This window comes from Endozoicomonas sp. Mp262 (assembly GCF_025643335.1).
GTDB lineage: Bacteria > Pseudomonadota > Gammaproteobacteria > Pseudomonadales > Endozoicomonadaceae > Endonucleibacter.
In genome coordinates, this window is the sequence record NZ_CP092489.1 from 2209247 (window position 1) to 2227356 (window position 18110).

Consider the following 18110-nt stretch of genomic DNA (forward strand, 5'->3'; position numbering starts at 1 on the left):
TTTTGCAAGTCCCTGGTCAAATGGAAACTAGACAATTAATAGTCTATCAGCAAATAAACTATAAGGCGGCCAGATCGATAATGTTGCGTATTTTTCACGTGATTCGAGAAGATTATAAAAGGAAGTGGGTTTGCAGACTGTTATTTGAAACCTTTTTATTAATAAAAGCCGTTGGTTTTATGATGCCAGCAACAGCCAGTACTTTACCTGTCAAAACCAATGAAGGCTATTACCGCTTTCCTGCCCTTCATGATAGTACTATCGTATTTACAGCTGAAGGAGATCTTTGGACTGTGAATATTGACGGAGGGTTAGCCCAGCGGCTAACCAGTCATCAAGGGGTTGAGGCTGATGCTGCTGTTTCTCCGGATGGCATGATATTGGCATTCAAGGCTCAATATGAAGGCTCAACTGAGCTTTATACCATGCCTTTGGCTGGTGGCTTGCCCCGACGCCTAACCTTCCACGGTATTTCTGGTGTGGTGGGTTGGACGCCAGATGGAAAGATACTTTATCGCTCGTACCACTTATCCACATTACCTAATGCTCAGTTATTTGTCTTTGATCCAAAAACACAGAGCAGTGAAAGACTACCGTTAGCACAGGCTGCTGACGGCCGTTATGATGAAACGGGAAAGACGCTTTTTTTTACTCGCTTGCCATTTCAGGGAAGTTACACCAAGCGGTATCAAGGTGGTTCTGTTGAACAAATCTGGAAATTTACCCAGGGCGCCATTGAAGCAGAGGCATTAACCCAATCGTACCCTGGAACCAGCAGTTCTCCTATGTGGTGGAATAACAGGGTCTATTTTGTCAGTGACCGTGATGGCATCATGAATTTGTGGTCAATGGATGAGTCTGGTGGAACACTAAGGCAGCACACCTTTCATAAAGGGTGGGATATTAAATCTCCTTCCTTATATAAAGGACGGGTAGTCTATCAGCTAGGGGCTGATCTTCATCTTTTTGATATTGACACTTCAAAAGACAAAAAATTATCAATACAGCTCGCTTCGGATTTTGACCAGTTAAGAGATAAGTGGGTACAGAACCCTTTAAAATTTCTTTCCAGTATGGATCTGTCGCCCGATGGCGATCGGCTGGTACTTACATCCAGGGGACGGGTTTTTGTTATTCCAGTGAAACAGGGACGTTTGGTTGAAGTAACCCGTCAGCAAGGTATCAGGTTTAGAAATGCCCGTTTTATGCCTGATGGGAAAAATATCTTATTACAATCTGATCATACCGGAGAGGTTGAGTTTTGGACAACACCTGCTGATGGTCATGGAAGTCTTACCAGTTTGACAGAAGATGGCCAGGTGTTGCGAAATGCAGGAGTACCATCACCAGATGGTAAATGGATTGTGTTTACAGACCATGATGAGCGGCTTTGGTTGCAGGACTTGTTCAATAAGAAAAAATATCTGGTAGATCAGTCAGAAACTACCTGGTCAAATCATCCATCAAAAGAAACTGATGAGGCGGCAAGTATAGGGCTATCTAATCTCGCCTGGTCTCCAGATAGTCGATGGCTTGCTTATGCAAAAGATGCAGATAATGGCTATGCACAAATTTTTATTTATAGCCTTGATGAAAAAACAACGGTGCCGGTGACAACAAACCGGGTATATAGTTTCTCCCCAGCCTGGAGCCAGGATGGTCAATGGCTTTACTTCTTATCAGATCGAAACTTGGTTTCTCTCGTTGAAAGCCCTTGGGGGCAACATCAACCAGAGCCTTTCTTTGATCAAATGACAAAAGTATATCAGCTTGCTTTACAGAAAGACCTGAGATCTCCTTTCAAGGAAAGTGAGGAGTTTTTATCCTTAATAGAAAACAAGCACAAAAAAGAGAAAGAAGGTAATAGCAAAGAAAAAGGAGAATCGGGCAATAAAAATAATCCAGCTCAACGGGTTAAAATTGACTTTAAAGGCATTCAGGAAAGGCTTTATGAAGTGCCGATTCCAGCGGGTAACTATGAACAGTTACAGGTTACAGGAAAGCATCTTTATATAGCGGATATAAGCAAATCCCGGAACAATACAAGCAAACTGGTGGCAGTAGAAATTAAAAATAGCAATGTTGAGAAAACAGTCATATTGGAAGATATTTCTCATTATGTAATGTCAATGAATCAGGAAAAAATATTGATTGAAAAAGAAAATGCTCTTTATGTTATTGAGGCTTCTGGCTCAGAGTCTGACTCTATAGATGAGAATAAAGTGGATTTATCTCGTTGGGCATTTTCATTCAGGCCGCGGGAGGAGTGGCGGCAGATATTTATTGATGCCTGGCGAATGGAAAGAGACTATTTTTATGATGTCAATCTCCATGGCATTGATTGGAAGACTATTCGTGATAAACATTTTCCGCTTGTTGAAAGAGTTACAGATCGTGATGAACTGGATGACTTAATTGGTCATATAGTTGGTGAACTTGGTGCTCTGCATACATTTATCAGTGATGGTGATAAACGTCAGGGGGGAGATAATATTGCAATAGGTTTTCTTGGTGCTGAACTGGTAAGGGATAGTCAGGGGCAATATCACGTTGGTAAGATGTATCGGGGCGATCCTGACTACCCTGAGCGACTCTCCCCATTGCAAAGAGCAGGACTTGGGGAGGGCGATATTATTGAAGCTATCAATGGCATACCGGCTATAGAAACTCGTGACTTATCAGAGCTGTTGAGGAATCAAGCTAAACGGCAGGTGAGATTAACTGTCAGGTTTAAAAACAACAAAAAAAAGAAGAAAGATGTGATTGTTGTTCCCTTTACCAGAGGACAGGCATATGACCTGCGTTATGATGATTGGGAATTTTCACGGAGAGAAAGGGTAGAGGCAGCCAGCGATAGTAATATTGGTTATATTCATTTACGGGCGATGGGGGCAGATGATATCGCTCAATGGGTAAGAGATTATTATCCGGTATTTAACCGGAAAGGCCTGATTATTGATGTCAGACATAACCGGGGAGGAAATATTGATAGCTGGATTTTAGAGAAGCTAATGCGCCGGGCCTGGTTTTTTTGGAAAGCACGGACAGGTAAGCCTCACTGGAATATGCAGTATGCTTTTCGGGGGCATATGGTTGTATTGTGCGATGAGGAGACATCTTCAGATGGTGAGGTATTTGTAGAGGGCTTTCGAAGGTTAGGATTGGGTAAAGTGATCGGTACTCGAACCTGGGGTGGAAACATTTGGTTAAACCTGGATAATCGTTTGGTTGATAATGGTATCGTGTCAGCACCACAACTAGGCGTGTTTGACCTAGAGGGCAAGTGGTTAATAGAGGGGCATGGGGTTGAGCCTGATATAATGGTCGATAATTTACCCCATGAAACCTTTAAGGGAAAAGATGCTCAGCTGGATGCTGCAATCAACTATCTGAAGAATAAAATAGCCGCTGAGCCCGTGGAGATGCCAGAGCCTCCTTCCTATCCAGTCAAAACCTTTAAGGATTGATAGTGAAGTTTATCCAAATAGATAGTTAGCTGTACGGTTGGTTAATTCAATAAAAACATTCGTGAGCTAAGGTTGTGGGTAAAACAAGTAGGATTTTCGCAGACCTTTCCCTATGGTGTACCAGGAAACTGACCTTTATAATCGCTCCCATTCTATATTCTATTGGCACAAGGCTGGTAATAATCTATGGGTTTTAAATGCGGTATTGTTGGGCTGCCCAACGTGGGTAAATCAACACTTTTCAACGCCCTGACCAAGGCGGGCATTGATGCGGAAAACTTCCCGTTCTGCACTATTGAGCCTAATGCCGGTGTGGTGCCGATGCCTGACCCACGTCTGGATAAACTGGCGGCTATTGTTAATCCGGAGCGTATGGTGCCAACTACCATGGAGTTCGTGGATATTGCCGGTTTGGTAGCTGGCGCTTCCAAAGGGGAAGGGCTGGGTAATAAATTCCTGGCCAACATCCGTGAAACCGATGCCATTGCCCATGTGGTTCGCTGCTTTGAAAATGACAATGTTATTCACGTGGCCAATAAGGTTGATCCGGCAGCGGATATCGACATTATTAACCTTGAGCTGGCCATGGCGGATTTGGAAAGCTGTGAGAAACAGCTGCAACGGGTAACCCGCACTGCCAAAGGGGGTGATAAGGAAGCTATTGCCCAAAAAGCCCTGCTGGAAAAGGTGATTCCTCATCTGGAAGAAGGCAATCCGGTGCGCTCTCTGACCCTGGACGAAGAGGAACAGAAACAGGCCAAGATGCTGCATCTGTTGACCACCAAGCCCACCATGTACATTGCTAATGTTGATGAAGATGGCTTTGAAGATAACCCTTACCTGGACCAGGTACGCGAGATTGCCAATAAGGAAGGGGCTGTAGTGGTTCCGGTATGCAACAAGCTGGAATCTGAGATTGCCGAGCTGGAAGATGACGAACGGGATGAGTTTCTGGCTGACCTGGGTATGGAAGAGCCCGGCCTGGATCGTGTTATCCGCGCTGGGTATGAATTACTGGGCCTGCAAACCTACTTTACTGCGGGTGTGAAAGAAGTTCGTGCCTGGACTGTGAAAATTGGTGCTACGGCTCCTCAGGCGGCAGGCGTAATCCACACTGATTTTGAGCGTGGCTTTATCCGTGCAGAGGTCACCAGCTACGATGACTTCCTGCAATATAACGGTGAGCAGGGTGCCAAGGAAGCAGGCAAGCTGAGGGTTGAAGGTAAGGAGTACATCGTTAAGGATGGCGATGTGATGCATTTCCGTTTTAATGTTTAATTACATTTTTTAATATCTTTTTAAAAATGCCCATGACCGGTGAAACTGGTCATGGGCATTTGTTGTTCACCACTATCCTCTTTTGTCTTATTTTTGACCTGAAACATTGCCACTAAAGAGCTTGTGGCAATTACTGATAACTATTTGCCCTGATCTGTAGAAAATCTAAACCACAAAAATTTTGGACTACAGTTGAATGAAAGCAATAGGGGTAAAACTGGCATCTATTATGATGCTGGTGTTATTGGTGGGCTGTTCCGCAGAAGATAACGAGTCAGATAATCAGCCTGCTGCATCTGCTCAGGTCGAATATACAACGATAAATACCGACCAGGTCATAAAGGCGCTCGGCAATGATGACTGGGTGGTGGTTGATACCCGTCTGAATGATGCCTTTAACGGCTGGAAAATGGATGGTGTCAGCCGGGGTGGGCATATCAAGGGCGCAGTGGACTTTTCCGCTAACTGGCTGAAGGTAAAGGCAGATGAGAGTGCCAAGGTATTAACGGAGGCGTTGCAAACAAAAGGGATATCCAAAGGAAAAAGCATTGTTCTCTATGATACGAATGGTCAGGATGCTAAACAGGTGGCAGCTTATCTTCAGAGTAAAGGGTTTGATCAGCTCTATATTTATGACCTGAACCAGTGGGTCAATGATTCCAGTTTGCCCCTGGAAAAATACAAAAACTATCAACTGATTGTGCCTGCTCCGGTGGTTAAAGCACTGATTGGGGGCGAAAGGCCAGAGACCTTCGAACAGGCGAAAAACGTTAAAATTGTTGAAGCCAGCTGGGGTGAAGAAAAAACTTCCTATAGCAAGGGACATATACCCACAGCCTTTCATATTAATACCGATGATATTGAACCTCCCGCCGTTAAACCACCGATGATGTGGCTGCTGGCTGACGATGCCACCCTAAAAGATGTTGCGGCCAAGTACGGCTTCACCAAAGATGATACCGTGATTATGACCGCTGAAGAGCCTCTGGCATCCTATCGGTTAGCCACTGTACTAAGATACATGGGGGTGCATGATGTCCGTGTACTGAATGGCGGTCATAGGGCCTGGACAATGGCGGGTTATGAGCTGGAAACCCAAAGCCATAAGCCCGTACCGGCGGATGAATTTGGTGTTCGTATTCCTGGCCGACCTGATGTGATTGATACAATGAACGAAGTGCAGGATGGCTTGAAAAAACCGGAACAGTTTACCCTGGTGGATAACCGCACCTGGGATGAGTTTATCGGTAAATCCAGCGGCTACTCTTACCATGATAAAAAAGGACGGATTCCAGGAGCTATCTTTGGTTATGCCGGTAAAAAGAACTCTTACTCAATGGAGTACTACCGTAATCTGGATAACACCATGAGAAATGCGGGTGAGATTCTGGGTCTCTGGCGAGGTCAGGGTATTGATACCAGTAAACACCTGTCTTTTATGTGTGGCAGTGGCTGGCGTGTGGCAGAAATTTATACTTATGCTGATGTAATGGGTCTTGAGAATATCGGTATTTTCAGTGATGGCTGGATTGGCTGGAGTAATACGGTTGGCAACCCTACCATTTCAGGTGAACCGGAAAAGTAAATGTCAGTGCTTTCAGGCAAATGCCTTACCGGCAAGCTGATTTACGGAGTTGAACTGCTGGTGCTAATTGCACTGGTGGTTCTGGAGTATCTGTCCGGATATAAAGGCGGGTTAATGAAGCATTTATACTTCAGGAAAATGGAGTATATGTTTACTGTTTATACAAAAACCGGGATTGCCCTCCATACTGTTATCTTATTATTTTTGCTTTTATCAACCGCTTTCCGGGTTTTCAGAAGGCGGCAGGGTTCGTTTAGCTGGAGATGCCTTTACCGTATCGGGCTGTATAGTGCAGCATTGTTATGTGCCTTTTTCTTCCCTCTGGTTCAGGCACTAAATATCTACCCTTACCTGTTAATGTTTCTGGAACTATTGGTATTAGTGGAGGTTGGTAAAATCCTTCTGAACAGGCCTGCCATGCAGCAAGCCTGTTTGCAGCCATTAAAAGCCAAGGCTTAATTTACGGGTTGACTCGATAGCGGAAATTACCGGCCTGTTATCGCTATCGTGCCGGACGGCAGCCTTTACCCCATAAATAGCCAGAATCGCTTCGGGTGTCAGAACCTCTATGGGGGTGCCTGTTTTTTGAACGGTGCCATTGGACATCAGTATCAGCTGGTCAGCAAAACGGGCAGCAAGGTTCAGGTCATGGATGGCAACCATGGTGATAATCTGCCGTTGATGGCTGAATTGCCGGATTAAATCCATCACCTCAAGCTGTTTTTGCAGGTCCAGGGCGCTGGTGGGTTCATCCAGTAGCAGTAACTCCGGGGAGCGGATAATGGCCTGAGCCAGCGAGACCATTTGTTGTTGGCCACCTGATAGCTCTGAAATATTCCGGTTGGCCAGGTGCTCTATTTGCAGCATATCCAGGGTGCTGGCCACCTGGTTGATATCGGCCTTTCCCATTTTGCTGGCAATGGAAAACTTTCTTGCCAGCATCACCACATCAAATACTGTCAGTGCTGCATTGGACTGGAAGTGTTGAGGCATATAGCAAATTTTGCGAATGCGTTCATTTTTATCGAAAGTCTCCAGTGGTGTATCCGAGAGCATCATTTCCCCTGATGCCGGTTTCAGGGTGTCAGCAATACACTTGAACAACGTTGATTTACCGGCACCATTAGCACCCAATACCCCGACAAACTGGCCGGGTTGAAGGTTATTAATGGAAATATTCTTGAGTACAGCCTGGTTTCGATAGCCAAAGTTCAGGTTGGTAATGGAGAAACTCATGACCAGTTTTTTCTCCTGGAAGCCAGAATCAGGCTGATAAAAAATGGGATGCCAATTAATGAGGTGATCACGCTGATGGGGTAAATCACACCATCAACAATGGATTTGCTGATAATAGATGTGAGGGAGAGTATCAGTGCGCCATTGAGTGCAGCTACGGGCAGAAAGAATCGTTGGTCTTCTCCCACCATCATTCGTGCCAGATGGGGGGCAACCAGTCCAATAAAGCCGATGGCTCCCACAAAGGCCACAGAAACAGAGGCCAGCAGTGATATCACGATCAACATCTGAATTCGCAAGCGCTTGACATTGACACCCATGGTGCGGGCGCGCTCATCGCCCATACGGAGAGCCATCAGCATCCAGGCTTTTTGCAGGCAATAGGGTAGGCAGACTACTAACAGTGCAGTGCAGACGGCAATTTTATTCCAGGAGGTTCGTTGCAGGCTGCCCATCATCCAGAAGATGACCTGCTGTAACTGAGTTTCAGACGCACCATACTGTAACAGGGCCAGCAGTGCATTGAAGGTAAACATTAAGGCAATACCCACCAGAATCATTGTCTCCACCGTTACTCCCCGAATCTGCGTAAAGCCATAAATGGCAAATGAGGCTATCAGTGAGAAGACAAAGGCATTGCCTGTGACAGCGTAAGCTCCGGCAAAGGGAATCAGGCTGATACCGGTGACAATGGCAAGGGCTGCACCAAAGCTGGCGGCAGACGATATGCCAAGGGTAAAGGGATCTGCCAACGGGTTATTCAGTATGGTCTGCATCTGGGCGCCAGCCAGTGCCAGAATCGCACCAATAAGCAGGGCGATCAGGGCGATGGGTAGCCTAATATCCCAGACAATTACGGATAATAAACCATTGGCGCTTTCAGGCTGCAGAATGGTTCGGATTACATCAGCCAGAGTAAAACTGCTGGAACCAATGGAGATATCCGTAAGAAAGCTAAAGGTGGTTAATAATGAAAGCCCGGCTATAAGTAGCACATTCTTTCTGACTTTTTTAAGGTAAAAAAGGCCGCTGTTATGTGATGTGGCGGCCAGTACAGCTTCACTCATTGGCGTAGTTCCGGGGGAGACATTCTCTTTTGATTAATTCAGGGTTGACCAGAAGTAACCACTGTAATCAATGGGCAGGAATTTCTTATGAAATTCTTTATAGACGGCAGTGGTATCTACATCCTTGAACGCTTCCGGATAAAACCATTTGGCAAACTGTAAGGTGGCAATAAAGTTGTAAGGGCTTTTGTAGAACTGGTGGTAAATGCCATGAACCTGTTTTGATTGCACGGCACGTAAGCTTGACCAGCCGGGTCGTTTAACCAGTCCCTGCATGCGGCCTTGAATGTTTTGCGCTGTGGCATCGTAACCATAGGGAATGGCCATAGAGTCAGGAAATGCCTGATCCCATTTTACGCCGGTCATAATAATATGCTGTGGCTGTGCAGCAAAAATTTCTTCAGGAGACAGTTTGCCGGAATAGCCCGTAAGCTTTTCACTACCCAGGTTGCGCCCGCCAGCCACTTCAATCAACTGGCCCAGGTTGGCAGGACCAAAGGTATTACCTGATGCATTGGGGTCAAGGCCCGCCGCTTTTTCTATAAAGACCAGTGGCCGCTCGCTATCTTTTTGAGCGGTGGTACGCTCTTTAATCATTGTCATGTAGTGCTGATAAAAGTCAATCAGCTCCCTGGCCCGGTCTTCCTGATTCAATATCTGTCCAAATAACCTGATAGTTGGAATTGTGTTCACAGTAGGGTCTGTGCGGAAGTCGATATAGACGACAGGGATATTAAGTTTGCCAAGCTTGTCTGTAACCCCGGTTTCCCGGGTTGTCTTTAACTTATCCAGTGGAAAGACCACTACATCTGGCTTAAGGGAAATAACAGCTTCAATATCAATTTCACTGGAGTAAGGGTTTCCCAGTGTTTTTATGGTTGAGGCTTCAGGGAATTTTTTGTTATAGAGAGCATAGGTATCCGGGTCGTACTGAATCAGGTCATCGCGCCAGCCAACAATATGTTTAAACGGATTTTCCCGGTCAAGGGCTGCAATAATATAAAGTTGGCGGCCTTCACCTAAAATAATGCGTTTGGCACCATGCTCTACTTTAACAGTTCGGCCTGCAAGGTCAGTGATATTGATTTTTTCAGCCAGAGAGGGCATGGCGATAAGTGTGCAGGCGAGTAACGCTATACCTGATATAAGCTTTTTGAACATGGCGATTTTTCCGGCCTGATCCCTTGTTGAAACGGCGTACATCCTACTGCACAGATAATATATCTTCAATCTTAATAATAATTATTCTTATTATGTTTTAAGTTTTAGTTTTAACGGGTAAACAGATAACTCTTCAGACAGTTTAAATAGGGAGTCTATTTTGAGTAGTGCGTTTCTTTCCAAAATTAATGTATTTCCAGTCAAGTCCACGGCGGGGGTAAAACTCGTATCCAGCTGGGTAGAAAAAATAGGTCTAAGCTTTGACCGGCGTTTTCTGGTTATTTTGTGGGATGGTAGCATGGTGACTGCCCGCAAATACCCCCAGCTGTTAAAAGTGTCTTCAGTATTCAGACACAATGGCTTGGTGTTGTCTTATCCAGGGCAGCCCAGCTTAATGTTGAAATATGCGGACTTTTCTATGGATCTGGCCGAAGCCGGGGTATGGAGTGATCGCTTTACAGCTTATAGCACTCATCTTGCTGCAGGCGAATGGTTTGCACGAATTATAGGGCAGCCTGCCAGCCTGCTTTATCTGGGGGATGAGTCAAATAGAACCGGTAGTAAGGCCGGTGTAAAGGTCAGCTTTGCTGATGGTTTTCCATTGCTGGTGATTTCTGAGGCATCCCTGAATGAGCTGAATCATTGGTCACCCGTCCGACATACTATGGCTCAGTTCAGGGCTAACCTGGTGGTGTCTGGGGTTAGCGCTTTTGCTGAGGATCGCTGGCAAAGGTTTCGAATAGGCGGTGTGGTGTTTGATGTGGTGGAACCTTGTAGCCGTTGTATTTTAACAACGGTAGATCCCAGCACTGGTAAGTCTAATGGGTTAAAGGAGCCGCTGGTAACATTGGCTAAATTCCGTAAAGGTCGTAATGGCAAAGTGCATTTTGGTCAGAATCTCATTCCCCAGAATGAAGGGGTTATTCGTGAGGGTGATGTTATTGAGGTGCTGGCTGAAAAAGAGCCTGAAGAGTATGTCGATAGACGTTTTTGATGTGCACTGAACGGGAAATTATTGTCAAAGGCAGTGTTTTAATATTCAGGCTGAAAATCCGGAATTAATTATAAGGATATTATTTCAGCCTGAAAACTATACGAGATTGAATGAATTAAAATTTATGGGGTTTGATAGTTATATGAATCACTATCAATGCTGTAAATTACATCATCTTTTTCAAACCCAATATAATTAAGTTCGGTCTCATACGCTCTATTTGATAGTGCAACCCAAGGTACTCTTAAGATATGAAAGTAGTCATAGGCAACGAATGATGAATCATGGCCATCTGAAACAATAAGTTCAATATCAAGCTCAAGGTTGCCTGTGATATAATCATTGTATATATGACTTAATACCTTTTTTACTTCATGACGATAACCGCCCCACATGTCATGGAAAGAAAGAAATAATACCTGAATTTCTGGAATAAGCCACTGTAGCTGATTTTGATAAGTACTTAATGATTTAAGCATCTTTACAGTTGGGTTTTCAAGCATGATCCTGCCATTTTTTTCTTTTAGATTGTTTATAAACTGTTTGATCGAAGGGTTATAATATTGGTCATTTTTTTTCATATACTGGACTCTTTGCCAGGAATCGATATTTTTTTGGGACCATTTACCAAGTACAGGGTCGAAATAAGCAGAAGGTGAGAGGTATTCATCATGATGAAATTCGACCCCTTTTCTCCAAATCGGATAATCCCGCTTGGTTTGTATATATAGTTCTTTTGGTTCTCGGTTAGCCTCGGAGCCAGGTACAAATTTCTTAGTAACAAGAACACTTCTTCCGCTTTGGGTAATATTGAATCGAAGTGGGTATACGGTATCAACCGTGACATCGGATTCAGAGAATTTACTGGTAATAACCTCTGAGCTTCCAGCTACCGTGATATCAGGAAGAGCTATGGACAAATGATCCAGAAAACTCATTTCGCTAACCATTGAACCGGTTTCACAAGCATATAGGAATACATATGGGTTTTTATCAAAACCACTCATATCTATTTTTTCGCCAATGGCTTTTTTTAAATCACGCGAAAATAACGCACCGCCAGGAAATGAGAGGTTGTAAAAACTACCATGAGCTGCAATTATCATAATTTCGAATTTTCCATATCTTTTTGATAATTGATTGAACAGTTTTGGTATTTGAGTATGACTATTTATTCTTCTGTATATTAAGTTATAGTTTTTCGCTGCATTATCTAAAATATTATGATTGATAGAATCTAATACACCATTGTGATCTGCCTCTGGTGAGGTTGCTAGCATGAGGATGTTTTTTTTACTATCTTGAATTATCAGGTCAAAGTCGCTAACGTATTCTCGGCTGTATCCATCAACAGTAAAAAACTTTTTTGGAAGTTCTCTGAGAAGTGTATGTCCAGCATAAGATGAATGTTGAGATGTGCCTGTAATATCACTGTAGCTAAAATAATTTATAACCGGGGGTGGATTATGCCTGCTATCGGCATAAATTAGTCCGCAATTAATTAAGGTTGTAAAAAACAATATAAGCAGGGTGGTTCCTGTAATTGGTTTTATTTTCATGATTGAATTCACTCCTGTTTTTTTTATTAGTAGGTCTTTAATCTATTCTTGCTATTTTTCTTTTGGCGGTTAAAAAGATTATATTTAATTAAATTTGATGGGTTTTTTATGAGTTTTTTTAGGGGCTGTTGATGTTTGATCGTGAGCTCAGTGGCTCGTAAAGCGGTTTTCCACAATACCCAATGGGGCACGCCGGGCGGACACTGGTGCAGGCATAGTTATTCTACGTCAAGCCAGTCCAACGCCGTCGGAAAGCCGCTTTACGAGCCACCCGAAGGGCCAAAACCAGCGATTCCGTGCCGTCGTTGCAGTAGCTTGAAAGACGTGAGTCCGCGTGACCTTTAGGTTATTCCTGCGCTACTGCGTCTAGCCACGAAACCGCTGGTTTTGACTGAGCACATGAGCAAACGTCAACAGCCCCTAGGTTTTACAGAAAAGTAACGGCTCATTGGAAAATGGCAGTGCATTTATCTGTACCCTAAGTTAGAAGCTTATATTTTTATAAAGTTCAATAATTAATTTGAAAATAATCACCTGAACCCCCCTCCCGCTATTTCATGAAGTAAAGCTGCGGATACTGTGAAAGGGGCATTGCAGCACTAAATATCTTGGCTCACAGCGCTGGTCACCTGGATTATTGTTTATAGTGACGTATGGTAGGGCAAAGCGCTTCTGTGAGCTTGTGGAAGGATGTTTCTATCTGGAAGGTGCTTTAGCGTTTTTGGTTGCTCTATTGCGGAAAATCGAAAAAGGGTATCTGGAGTCTTGACAGCCAAGGCCTAAATCTCCACAATTCGCTCCAGCTTTCAGCGGCTAGGTAGCTCAGTTGGTTAGAGCACAGCACTCATAATGCTGGGGTCGGCAGTTCGAATCTGCCCCTAGCTACCATTGAAAGCATAAGAACGAACAGTTCTTTTGGGGTGTCGCCAAGCGGTAAGGCAACGGGTTTTGATCCCGTCATGCGCAGGTTCGAATCCTGCCACCCCAGCCATTTTATCTGTTAATGCTATTTTTCAGTATTACTGATTGACAGACTGGGTTTTAATCCAGAAAATAGCGCTTCGCTTTTGTGGCTAGGTAGCTCAGTTGGTTAGAGCACAGCACTCATAATGCTGGGGTCGGCAGTTCGAATCTGCCCCTAGCTACCATTTAAGCGAATCAGTTGGGGTGTCGCCAAGCGGTAAGGCAACGGGTTTTGATCCCGTCATGCGCAGGTTCGAATCCTGCCACCCCAGCCATATTTAAAAAGCCTCTCAGTTTTGAGAGGCTTTTTTTTTGACCTTCTTTTTTTCCTGTTTATTGAAACTGTGCCGCATAATAGCCCAGCGCTTTTAAGCCGGTACCTGTCATTATAACAACCGTATTATCATCTTTGTGGATTTGTCCGCTTTCAAGTAGCTGGGTAAACCCTGCGGCGGCATGTGCGCAAGTGGGTTCAACATACAATCCCTGCCTGGCAAGTGTCAGGCTGGCCGCTTGGATATCATCCTCAGCAATGGCGACGGTACCGCCACCGGATTCATGAATTGCCGCTAAAATCTGTTTCAGGCGAATGGGTTTTTTTATGGCCGTGCCTTCGGCGATAGTGGGCTTGAATTCCTGGGGCATATAATCATCGACACTCGCCTGAAAACTGGTGTGAATGGGAGCACAGTTTGCTGGCTGTGACACAAACAGTTTTGGCATACGACGGATTTCTCCTGAAGCCATGAGTTCCTTAAAGGCCAGATAACACCCCAGAAGATTACTGCCTGCCCCGGCAGGGATAATGATATTGTCGGGAACGTTGAACCCGAGGTCTTCCCAGATTTCATACCCCAGGGTTTTTGTTCCCTGTAAAAAAAATGGATGCCAGTTATGGCTGGCATAAAAACCGGAACCGCTTGATGCTGCTTCAATAGCTGCCGCTTCTGTTGCCTCCCGTGGGCCAGGAACCAGTATGACTTCAGCTCCATAAGCACGGGTTTGTGCAATTTTTGCTGGTTGGGTTGAGGCTGGTACAAATATTTTTGCCTGGATGCCCGCTGCGGCGGCAAAGCCGGCAACTGATGAGCCGCCATTGCCTGAACTGTCTTCAATAACGGTGGTTATTCCAAGTTGTTGCAGATAAGAGAGCATCACCGCTGTACCCCGGTCCTTAAAAGAGCCAGTAGGGGCAAACCACTCCAGCTTGAAGCGACAGGAAGCACCATTAAAGGTTCTTTTTACCAGAGGTGTACAGCCTTCACCGAGGCTGACGGAATTGGTTATATTAACTGGCAGTGCTGCTTTATAGCGCCAGATGGATCGTTCACTTTGATCTATCTGTTCACGTGTGATTCCTTTTAATGGTGCAACCATCAGAGGGTGCCCCGCCGGTGAGCACCAGATGCGATCCGTTAGTGAGAAGGTCGCTTGAGTTATGGGGTCAAGATAATGAGTCATGGATATCACTGGAAATTAATCGAAAGCAGTTATTTGATAGTTGAGTCAACTGCCTGCTCACTATAGTTTAGTTAATGGCGCTTGTTTCTTGGGGGAAGTACTTATGCTACTAGTCCGACACGCTGTTAGGGGCTGCTTGAAAAGGTAAACGCTTACATATGACGTGTATCTATTGCCTGCCTATAAAAAGTGTCAGTATCGTGTAAGTACGGCTTTTTTGAGGTTCTGCTCACCGGTAAAAGGTGTGCATCTCGATAAGTACGTAGTTGATAGTAGCAATGATCATCCGAAATACGATTTTATCTGCAGCGTTACTGGGTGGTGCTGTATTGTTAACAGGGTGTAATTCCGGCGACTCTGATGATAGTCCAACCACGTCATCAGTAGCTCCATGGGACTTTGACCTGTATCTGGTGGGTGAATTTTCAGGCTGGGGCCGGGATGATAAATACAAGCTCCACTATGATCAGGGGGTTTACACGTTAAACAATGTGGAATTCAGTTCCGGGCTGCCTCCTTTTAAAGTGGCTGGCCCAGAGTGGAATAAATACCCTGATTTTGCGGCCAGCACTGAACAGGAAACCAGTGTAAGTCCCGATGTTGACTATCCGATGTTTGATAATAAAGGCCAGAATAACCGGTTAGTGGTTATGGAGCGGGGGCTTTATGATTTTCAGGTGGAAGTTACCAATGAAAACCTCTCTTCACCTTCCATAAATTTTCATTTTAACCGGGCCAGTGATGCGGATATGGCGATGACTAATCCCCATGAAGGTCATGAATGGGTACTTAAGCAGGCTTATCCTACCTGGAAAGGAGGCAATGAGCAGGTCACGGTATCGGTTAAAAAGAAAGATGCCCGCTTGCGTGAATTTGCGTTGTCCACCACCCAGGAGCTTCGAGACCCTGGAGATGGGTATGTTGCTCTGATGGAAGATGGATCCCAGCCTAAAGTGAACACTGGTAGTCTATTATTTGATGCCCTGTTTGCTTTAGCTATTAATGATATGAAACGGGATAGTGTCAGCCAGATCAGTGATGGCAGTTATAACGGTGGGGCTGCAATTGATTGTGATTGCTTTAAAACCGGAGCCAAGTGGGATTACGTCTGGACCCGGGATTTATCCTATGCGGCTAATTTAGGGTTGGCTGCGTTGGACCCTGAACGGGTTATGAATTCATTGTTGTTTAAATTATCGGCCTTCCGTGCCTCACTCAAACCTCAACTTAATCCATCCATTCCCCGGATAGGCAGTGGTAAGCAGGTTATTCAGGATACAGGCTCCGGTGGCAGCTGGCCGATCAGCACTGACCGCACAACCTGGGCGCTGGGTGCTGAAAAAGTGTTAACAAGCCTGCCTGAAGATAAGGCCAGCACCTTTGCCCGTGAGGCCTTTGAAGCTCTTGGTAACACGCTTGAGGCGGATCGCCAGGCAGCATTTGATCATACCGATGGACTTTATAGCGGTGAGCAATCCTTCCTTGATTGGCGTGAGCAAACCTACGCCCAGTGGATTCGTAAAGATATTGCCCATATTGGTATGAGCAAATCATTATCTACCAATGCTACCCATTATGTTGCCTTGACTCTGGCCAGTAAGCTGGCAACCCGACAGGGGGATTTAGAGAGTGCAAAGAAATACCAGGAGTGGGCGGATAACCTGAAAAAGGCCATTAATGATAAGTTCTGGCTGAAAGATCAAAAAATGTATGCCAGCCTCACCAATACCCATACGGATAATAGTACCGTTGCCAAGTTTGATATGCTGGGTATTGCCCTGGTGACCCTTACCGGGATTGCATCAGAAGAGCGGGCAGCGCAGAGCCTTGCCCATTACCCTCATGGGCAATTTGGCGTACCGGTTTATTTCCCACAGCAACCGGATGTTCCTGTCTATCATAACCGGGCTATTTGGCCCTTTGTTACGGCTTACAGCTTGAAAGCCGCTGCCCGGGTTCACAATGTTGCAGTGTTCGATAACGCTATGGCGTCCCTGATGCGTGGTGCTGCCTTGAACCTATCCAATATGGAAAACCTGGAATGGCTTTCCGGTCAACCCTCCCTGATGGATGTGGATAATCCGGATTTAAGCGGACCTGTTATTAATTCCCAGCGACAATTGTGGTCAGTGGGGGGATACCTGGGAATGGTGACGGAGACACTGTTTGGTTATCACCTGAACGACAATGGTTTTCATATTAATCCGTTCATTACGGCTCAGGCCCATAAAATCATGGGGGCTATGGATGGTGTAAAGGATGTTGCCAGAAGTTTTACGCTTGCTAATCTTGATTATCAGGGCAAAAAGCTCTCTATCACCACTGAACTGCCTGAATATATAGAAGGTAGTGAGGGTTATTATGGTGTGAATGCTATCACGCTCAATGGGCAAGCTGTTTCAGGCTCCATTGATAAAGAACGGCTGAATGAAACCAATACTATTGTTGTTCAGATGGGAGCACTGGAAGCCGGTAGTCATCAAATCACTAGGGTTGATAAGGATGTCAAACCGCTGGATATTAAGGACTCTCGTGTCTTTGCACCCGTTGAGCCTGTTATTAAAGAGGTCAGGCCAGTTGCTCAGGGAATAGAGGTGGCAGTGAAGGATGAAAAAAATCCTGGGTCCGGGGTGACTTATAATATCTATCGTGATGGGGAAAAGGTCGCCAGTAATATTGATATTACCCAATCCTGGCTGGACGTTGATGCAGGTGCAACAGGCAGTCACTGTTACAGTGCTGAGGCGGTCTATGAGCAGTCAGGAAATAGCTCTCACCATGCCAAGCCGGTTTGCATGGGTTCAGTTCGGTTTTTCTCTGTGGATCAACTGCAACACAGTAGTGTAGTCAGTGCTCCTGATAAGCATATTAGTGGAGAGCATCTTAAGGAGTGGGGAACCCAACAGGATCAACTGGCGCTTGAAAGCCTGATAGTGGATAAAACCGGCAACTACGATATTAGCGTAAAATACAACAACAGCCATCATGCCATTAATCTGGGTATTACCAATGGCGTTAAGCAGATAAAGGTATTCCGGGCTGGTGCGACTGAGCCGTTGGCTGAGGGCATTATTCAGTTACCCCATGTGCTTCCGGAAGGTGATAGTCGTCCATTAAGAAATTCAACTCCGATTTCTGTGAATCTACAGGCAGGTGTCCAATACCGGATTGAAGTGGTGGATTACTTTAATATGAGTTACATGGAAAGCAATGCCACCTATAACGATGCGGGGGGAGTAAAGCCTGTGAATGCTATGGCGGTATCTGGCATTACTGTTTTGGAGAAATAGTTTATTTTTAATAACTATTAGTTTTAAAAAGTGGGAACTATATTAAGTT

11 protein-coding genes and 4 tRNA genes are annotated in these 18110 nt (G+C 45.0%); 10 read left to right on the forward strand and 5 right to left on the reverse strand.

Translation table 11 applies throughout. From position 1 onward, the window contains the following. Nucleotides 1-179 precede the first annotated feature (179 nt). The 4 genes from MJ595_RS09785 to MJ595_RS09800 all read left to right on the forward strand — a co-directional run bounded on the left by MJ595_RS09785 (nt 180) and on the right by MJ595_RS09800 (nt 6789). Nucleotides 180-3467, forward strand: coding sequence for a S41 family peptidase (locus MJ595_RS09785; RefSeq protein ID WP_263322140.1), 3288 nt, complete (start codon nt 180-182; stop codon nt 3465-3467). A gap of 186 nt (nt 3468-3653) precedes the next feature. After that, entirely contained in the window at nt 3654-4745 is a 1092-nt protein-coding gene (gene ychF, locus MJ595_RS09790; RefSeq protein ID WP_263322141.1) for a redox-regulated ATPase YchF, read from the forward strand. Nucleotides 4746-4941: 196 nt separating this feature from the next. Next, complete coding sequence (locus tag MJ595_RS09795; RefSeq protein WP_263322142.1) at nt 4942-6330, forward strand: rhodanese-like domain-containing protein; 1389 nt, start codon at nt 4942-4944, stop codon at nt 6328-6330. Then, nucleotides 6331-6789, forward strand: a complete 459-nt coding sequence (locus MJ595_RS09800; RefSeq protein ID WP_263322143.1) for a hypothetical protein — start codon at nt 6331-6333, stop codon at nt 6787-6789. It abuts the gene before it with no gap. On the opposite strand, the gene MJ595_RS09805 is transcribed toward MJ595_RS09800, so the two are convergent. The 3 genes from MJ595_RS09805 to MJ595_RS09815 are packed head-to-tail and all read right to left on the reverse strand — an operon-like array spanning nt 6772 to nt 9794. Beyond that, nucleotides 6772-7566 carry an ABC transporter ATP-binding protein gene (locus tag MJ595_RS09805; RefSeq protein ID WP_263322144.1) on the reverse strand — a complete coding sequence of 265 codons (795 nt, stop codon included), beginning with the start codon at nt 7564-7566 and terminating at the stop codon, nt 6772-6774. The genes MJ595_RS09800 and MJ595_RS09805 overlap by 18 nt on opposite strands. After that, on the reverse strand, nt 7563-8633 hold the full coding sequence (locus tag MJ595_RS09810; RefSeq protein ID WP_263322145.1) for an iron ABC transporter permease: 1071 nt from the start codon (nt 8631-8633) through the stop codon (nt 7563-7565). Before MJ595_RS09810 ends, MJ595_RS09805 begins: the two co-directional genes overlap by 4 nt. 33 nt (nt 8634-8666) lie before the next feature. Beyond that, the gene (locus MJ595_RS09815; protein WP_263322146.1) at nt 8667-9794 is read right to left on the reverse strand and encodes an ABC transporter substrate-binding protein; all 1128 of its coding nucleotides are present in this window, start codon (nt 9792-9794) and stop codon (nt 8667-8669) included. A 160-nt stretch (nt 9795-9954) separates the two neighbouring features. Here MJ595_RS09815 and MJ595_RS09820 point away from each other — a divergent pair, with 160 nt between their 5' ends. Continuing rightward, entirely contained in the window at nt 9955-10788 is an 834-nt protein-coding gene (locus MJ595_RS09820; protein ID WP_263322147.1) for an MOSC domain-containing protein, read from the forward strand. A 122-nt stretch (nt 10789-10910) separates the two neighbouring features. Here the strand turns inward: MJ595_RS09820 and MJ595_RS09825 are convergent, their stop codons facing one another. Then, the gene (locus tag MJ595_RS09825; protein WP_263322148.1) at nt 10911-12347 is read right to left on the reverse strand and encodes a hypothetical protein; all 1437 of its coding nucleotides are present in this window, start codon (nt 12345-12347) and stop codon (nt 10911-10913) included. Between the two features lie 811 nt (nt 12348-13158). Between MJ595_RS09825 and MJ595_RS09830 the strand changes: the two genes are divergently transcribed. From MJ595_RS09830 to MJ595_RS09845, 4 genes are all read left to right on the forward strand, one after another. Next, nucleotides 13159-13235, forward strand: a tRNA-Met gene (locus MJ595_RS09830). A 28-nt stretch (nt 13236-13263) separates the two neighbouring features. Beyond that, nucleotides 13264-13338: transfer RNA gene (locus tag MJ595_RS09835), tRNA-Gln, on the forward strand. A gap of 80 nt (nt 13339-13418) precedes the next feature. Then, a tRNA-Met gene (locus MJ595_RS09840) sits at nt 13419-13495 on the forward strand. Nucleotides 13496-13510: 15 nt separating this feature from the next. After that, a tRNA-Gln gene (locus tag MJ595_RS09845) sits at nt 13511-13585 on the forward strand. Between the two features lie 58 nt (nt 13586-13643). Here the strand turns inward: MJ595_RS09845 and MJ595_RS09850 are convergent. Next, on the reverse strand, nt 13644-14687 hold the full coding sequence (locus MJ595_RS09850) for a threonine synthase (RefSeq protein ID WP_263322149.1): 1044 nt from the start codon (nt 14685-14687) through the stop codon (nt 13644-13646). Between the two features lie 362 nt (nt 14688-15049). Here MJ595_RS09850 and MJ595_RS09855 point away from each other — a divergent pair, with 362 nt between their 5' ends. Continuing rightward, nucleotides 15050-18061, forward strand: coding sequence for a hypothetical protein (locus MJ595_RS09855; RefSeq protein WP_263322150.1), 3012 nt, complete (start codon nt 15050-15052; stop codon nt 18059-18061). Nucleotides 18062-18110: the final 49 nt, after the last annotated feature.

What these genes read in the sequence shown, in the direction of transcription:
- MJ595_RS09785 (WP_263322140.1), top strand. Translation starts at nt 180, where the DNA reads ATGATGCCAGCAACAGCCAGTACTTTACCTGTCAAAACCAATGAAGGC.
- ychF (WP_263322141.1), top strand. Translation starts at nt 3,654, where the DNA reads ATGGGTTTTAAATGCGGTATTGTTGGGCTGCCCAACGTGGGTAAATCA.
- MJ595_RS09795 (WP_263322142.1), top strand. Translation starts at nt 4,942, where the DNA reads ATGAAAGCAATAGGGGTAAAACTGGCATCTATTATGATGCTGGTGTTA.
- MJ595_RS09800 (WP_263322143.1), top strand. Translation starts at nt 6,331, where the DNA reads ATGTCAGTGCTTTCAGGCAAATGCCTTACCGGCAAGCTGATTTACGGA.
- MJ595_RS09805 (WP_263322144.1), bottom strand. Translation starts at nt 7,566, where the DNA reads ATGAGTTTCTCCATTACCAACCTGAACTTTGGCTATCGAAACCAGGCT.
- MJ595_RS09810 (WP_263322145.1), bottom strand. Translation starts at nt 8,633, where the DNA reads ATGAGTGAAGCTGTACTGGCCGCCACATCACATAACAGCGGCCTTTTT.
- MJ595_RS09815 (WP_263322146.1), bottom strand. Translation starts at nt 9,794, where the DNA reads ATGTTCAAAAAGCTTATATCAGGTATAGCGTTACTCGCCTGCACACTT.
- MJ595_RS09825 (WP_263322148.1), bottom strand. Translation starts at nt 12,347, where the DNA reads ATGAAAATAAAACCAATTACAGGAACCACCCTGCTTATATTGTTTTTT.
- MJ595_RS09850 (WP_263322149.1), bottom strand. Translation starts at nt 14,687, where the DNA reads ATGGTTGCACCATTAAAAGGAATCACACGTGAACAGATAGATCAAAGT.
- MJ595_RS09855 (WP_263322150.1), top strand. Translation starts at nt 15,050, where the DNA reads ATGATCATCCGAAATACGATTTTATCTGCAGCGTTACTGGGTGGTGCT.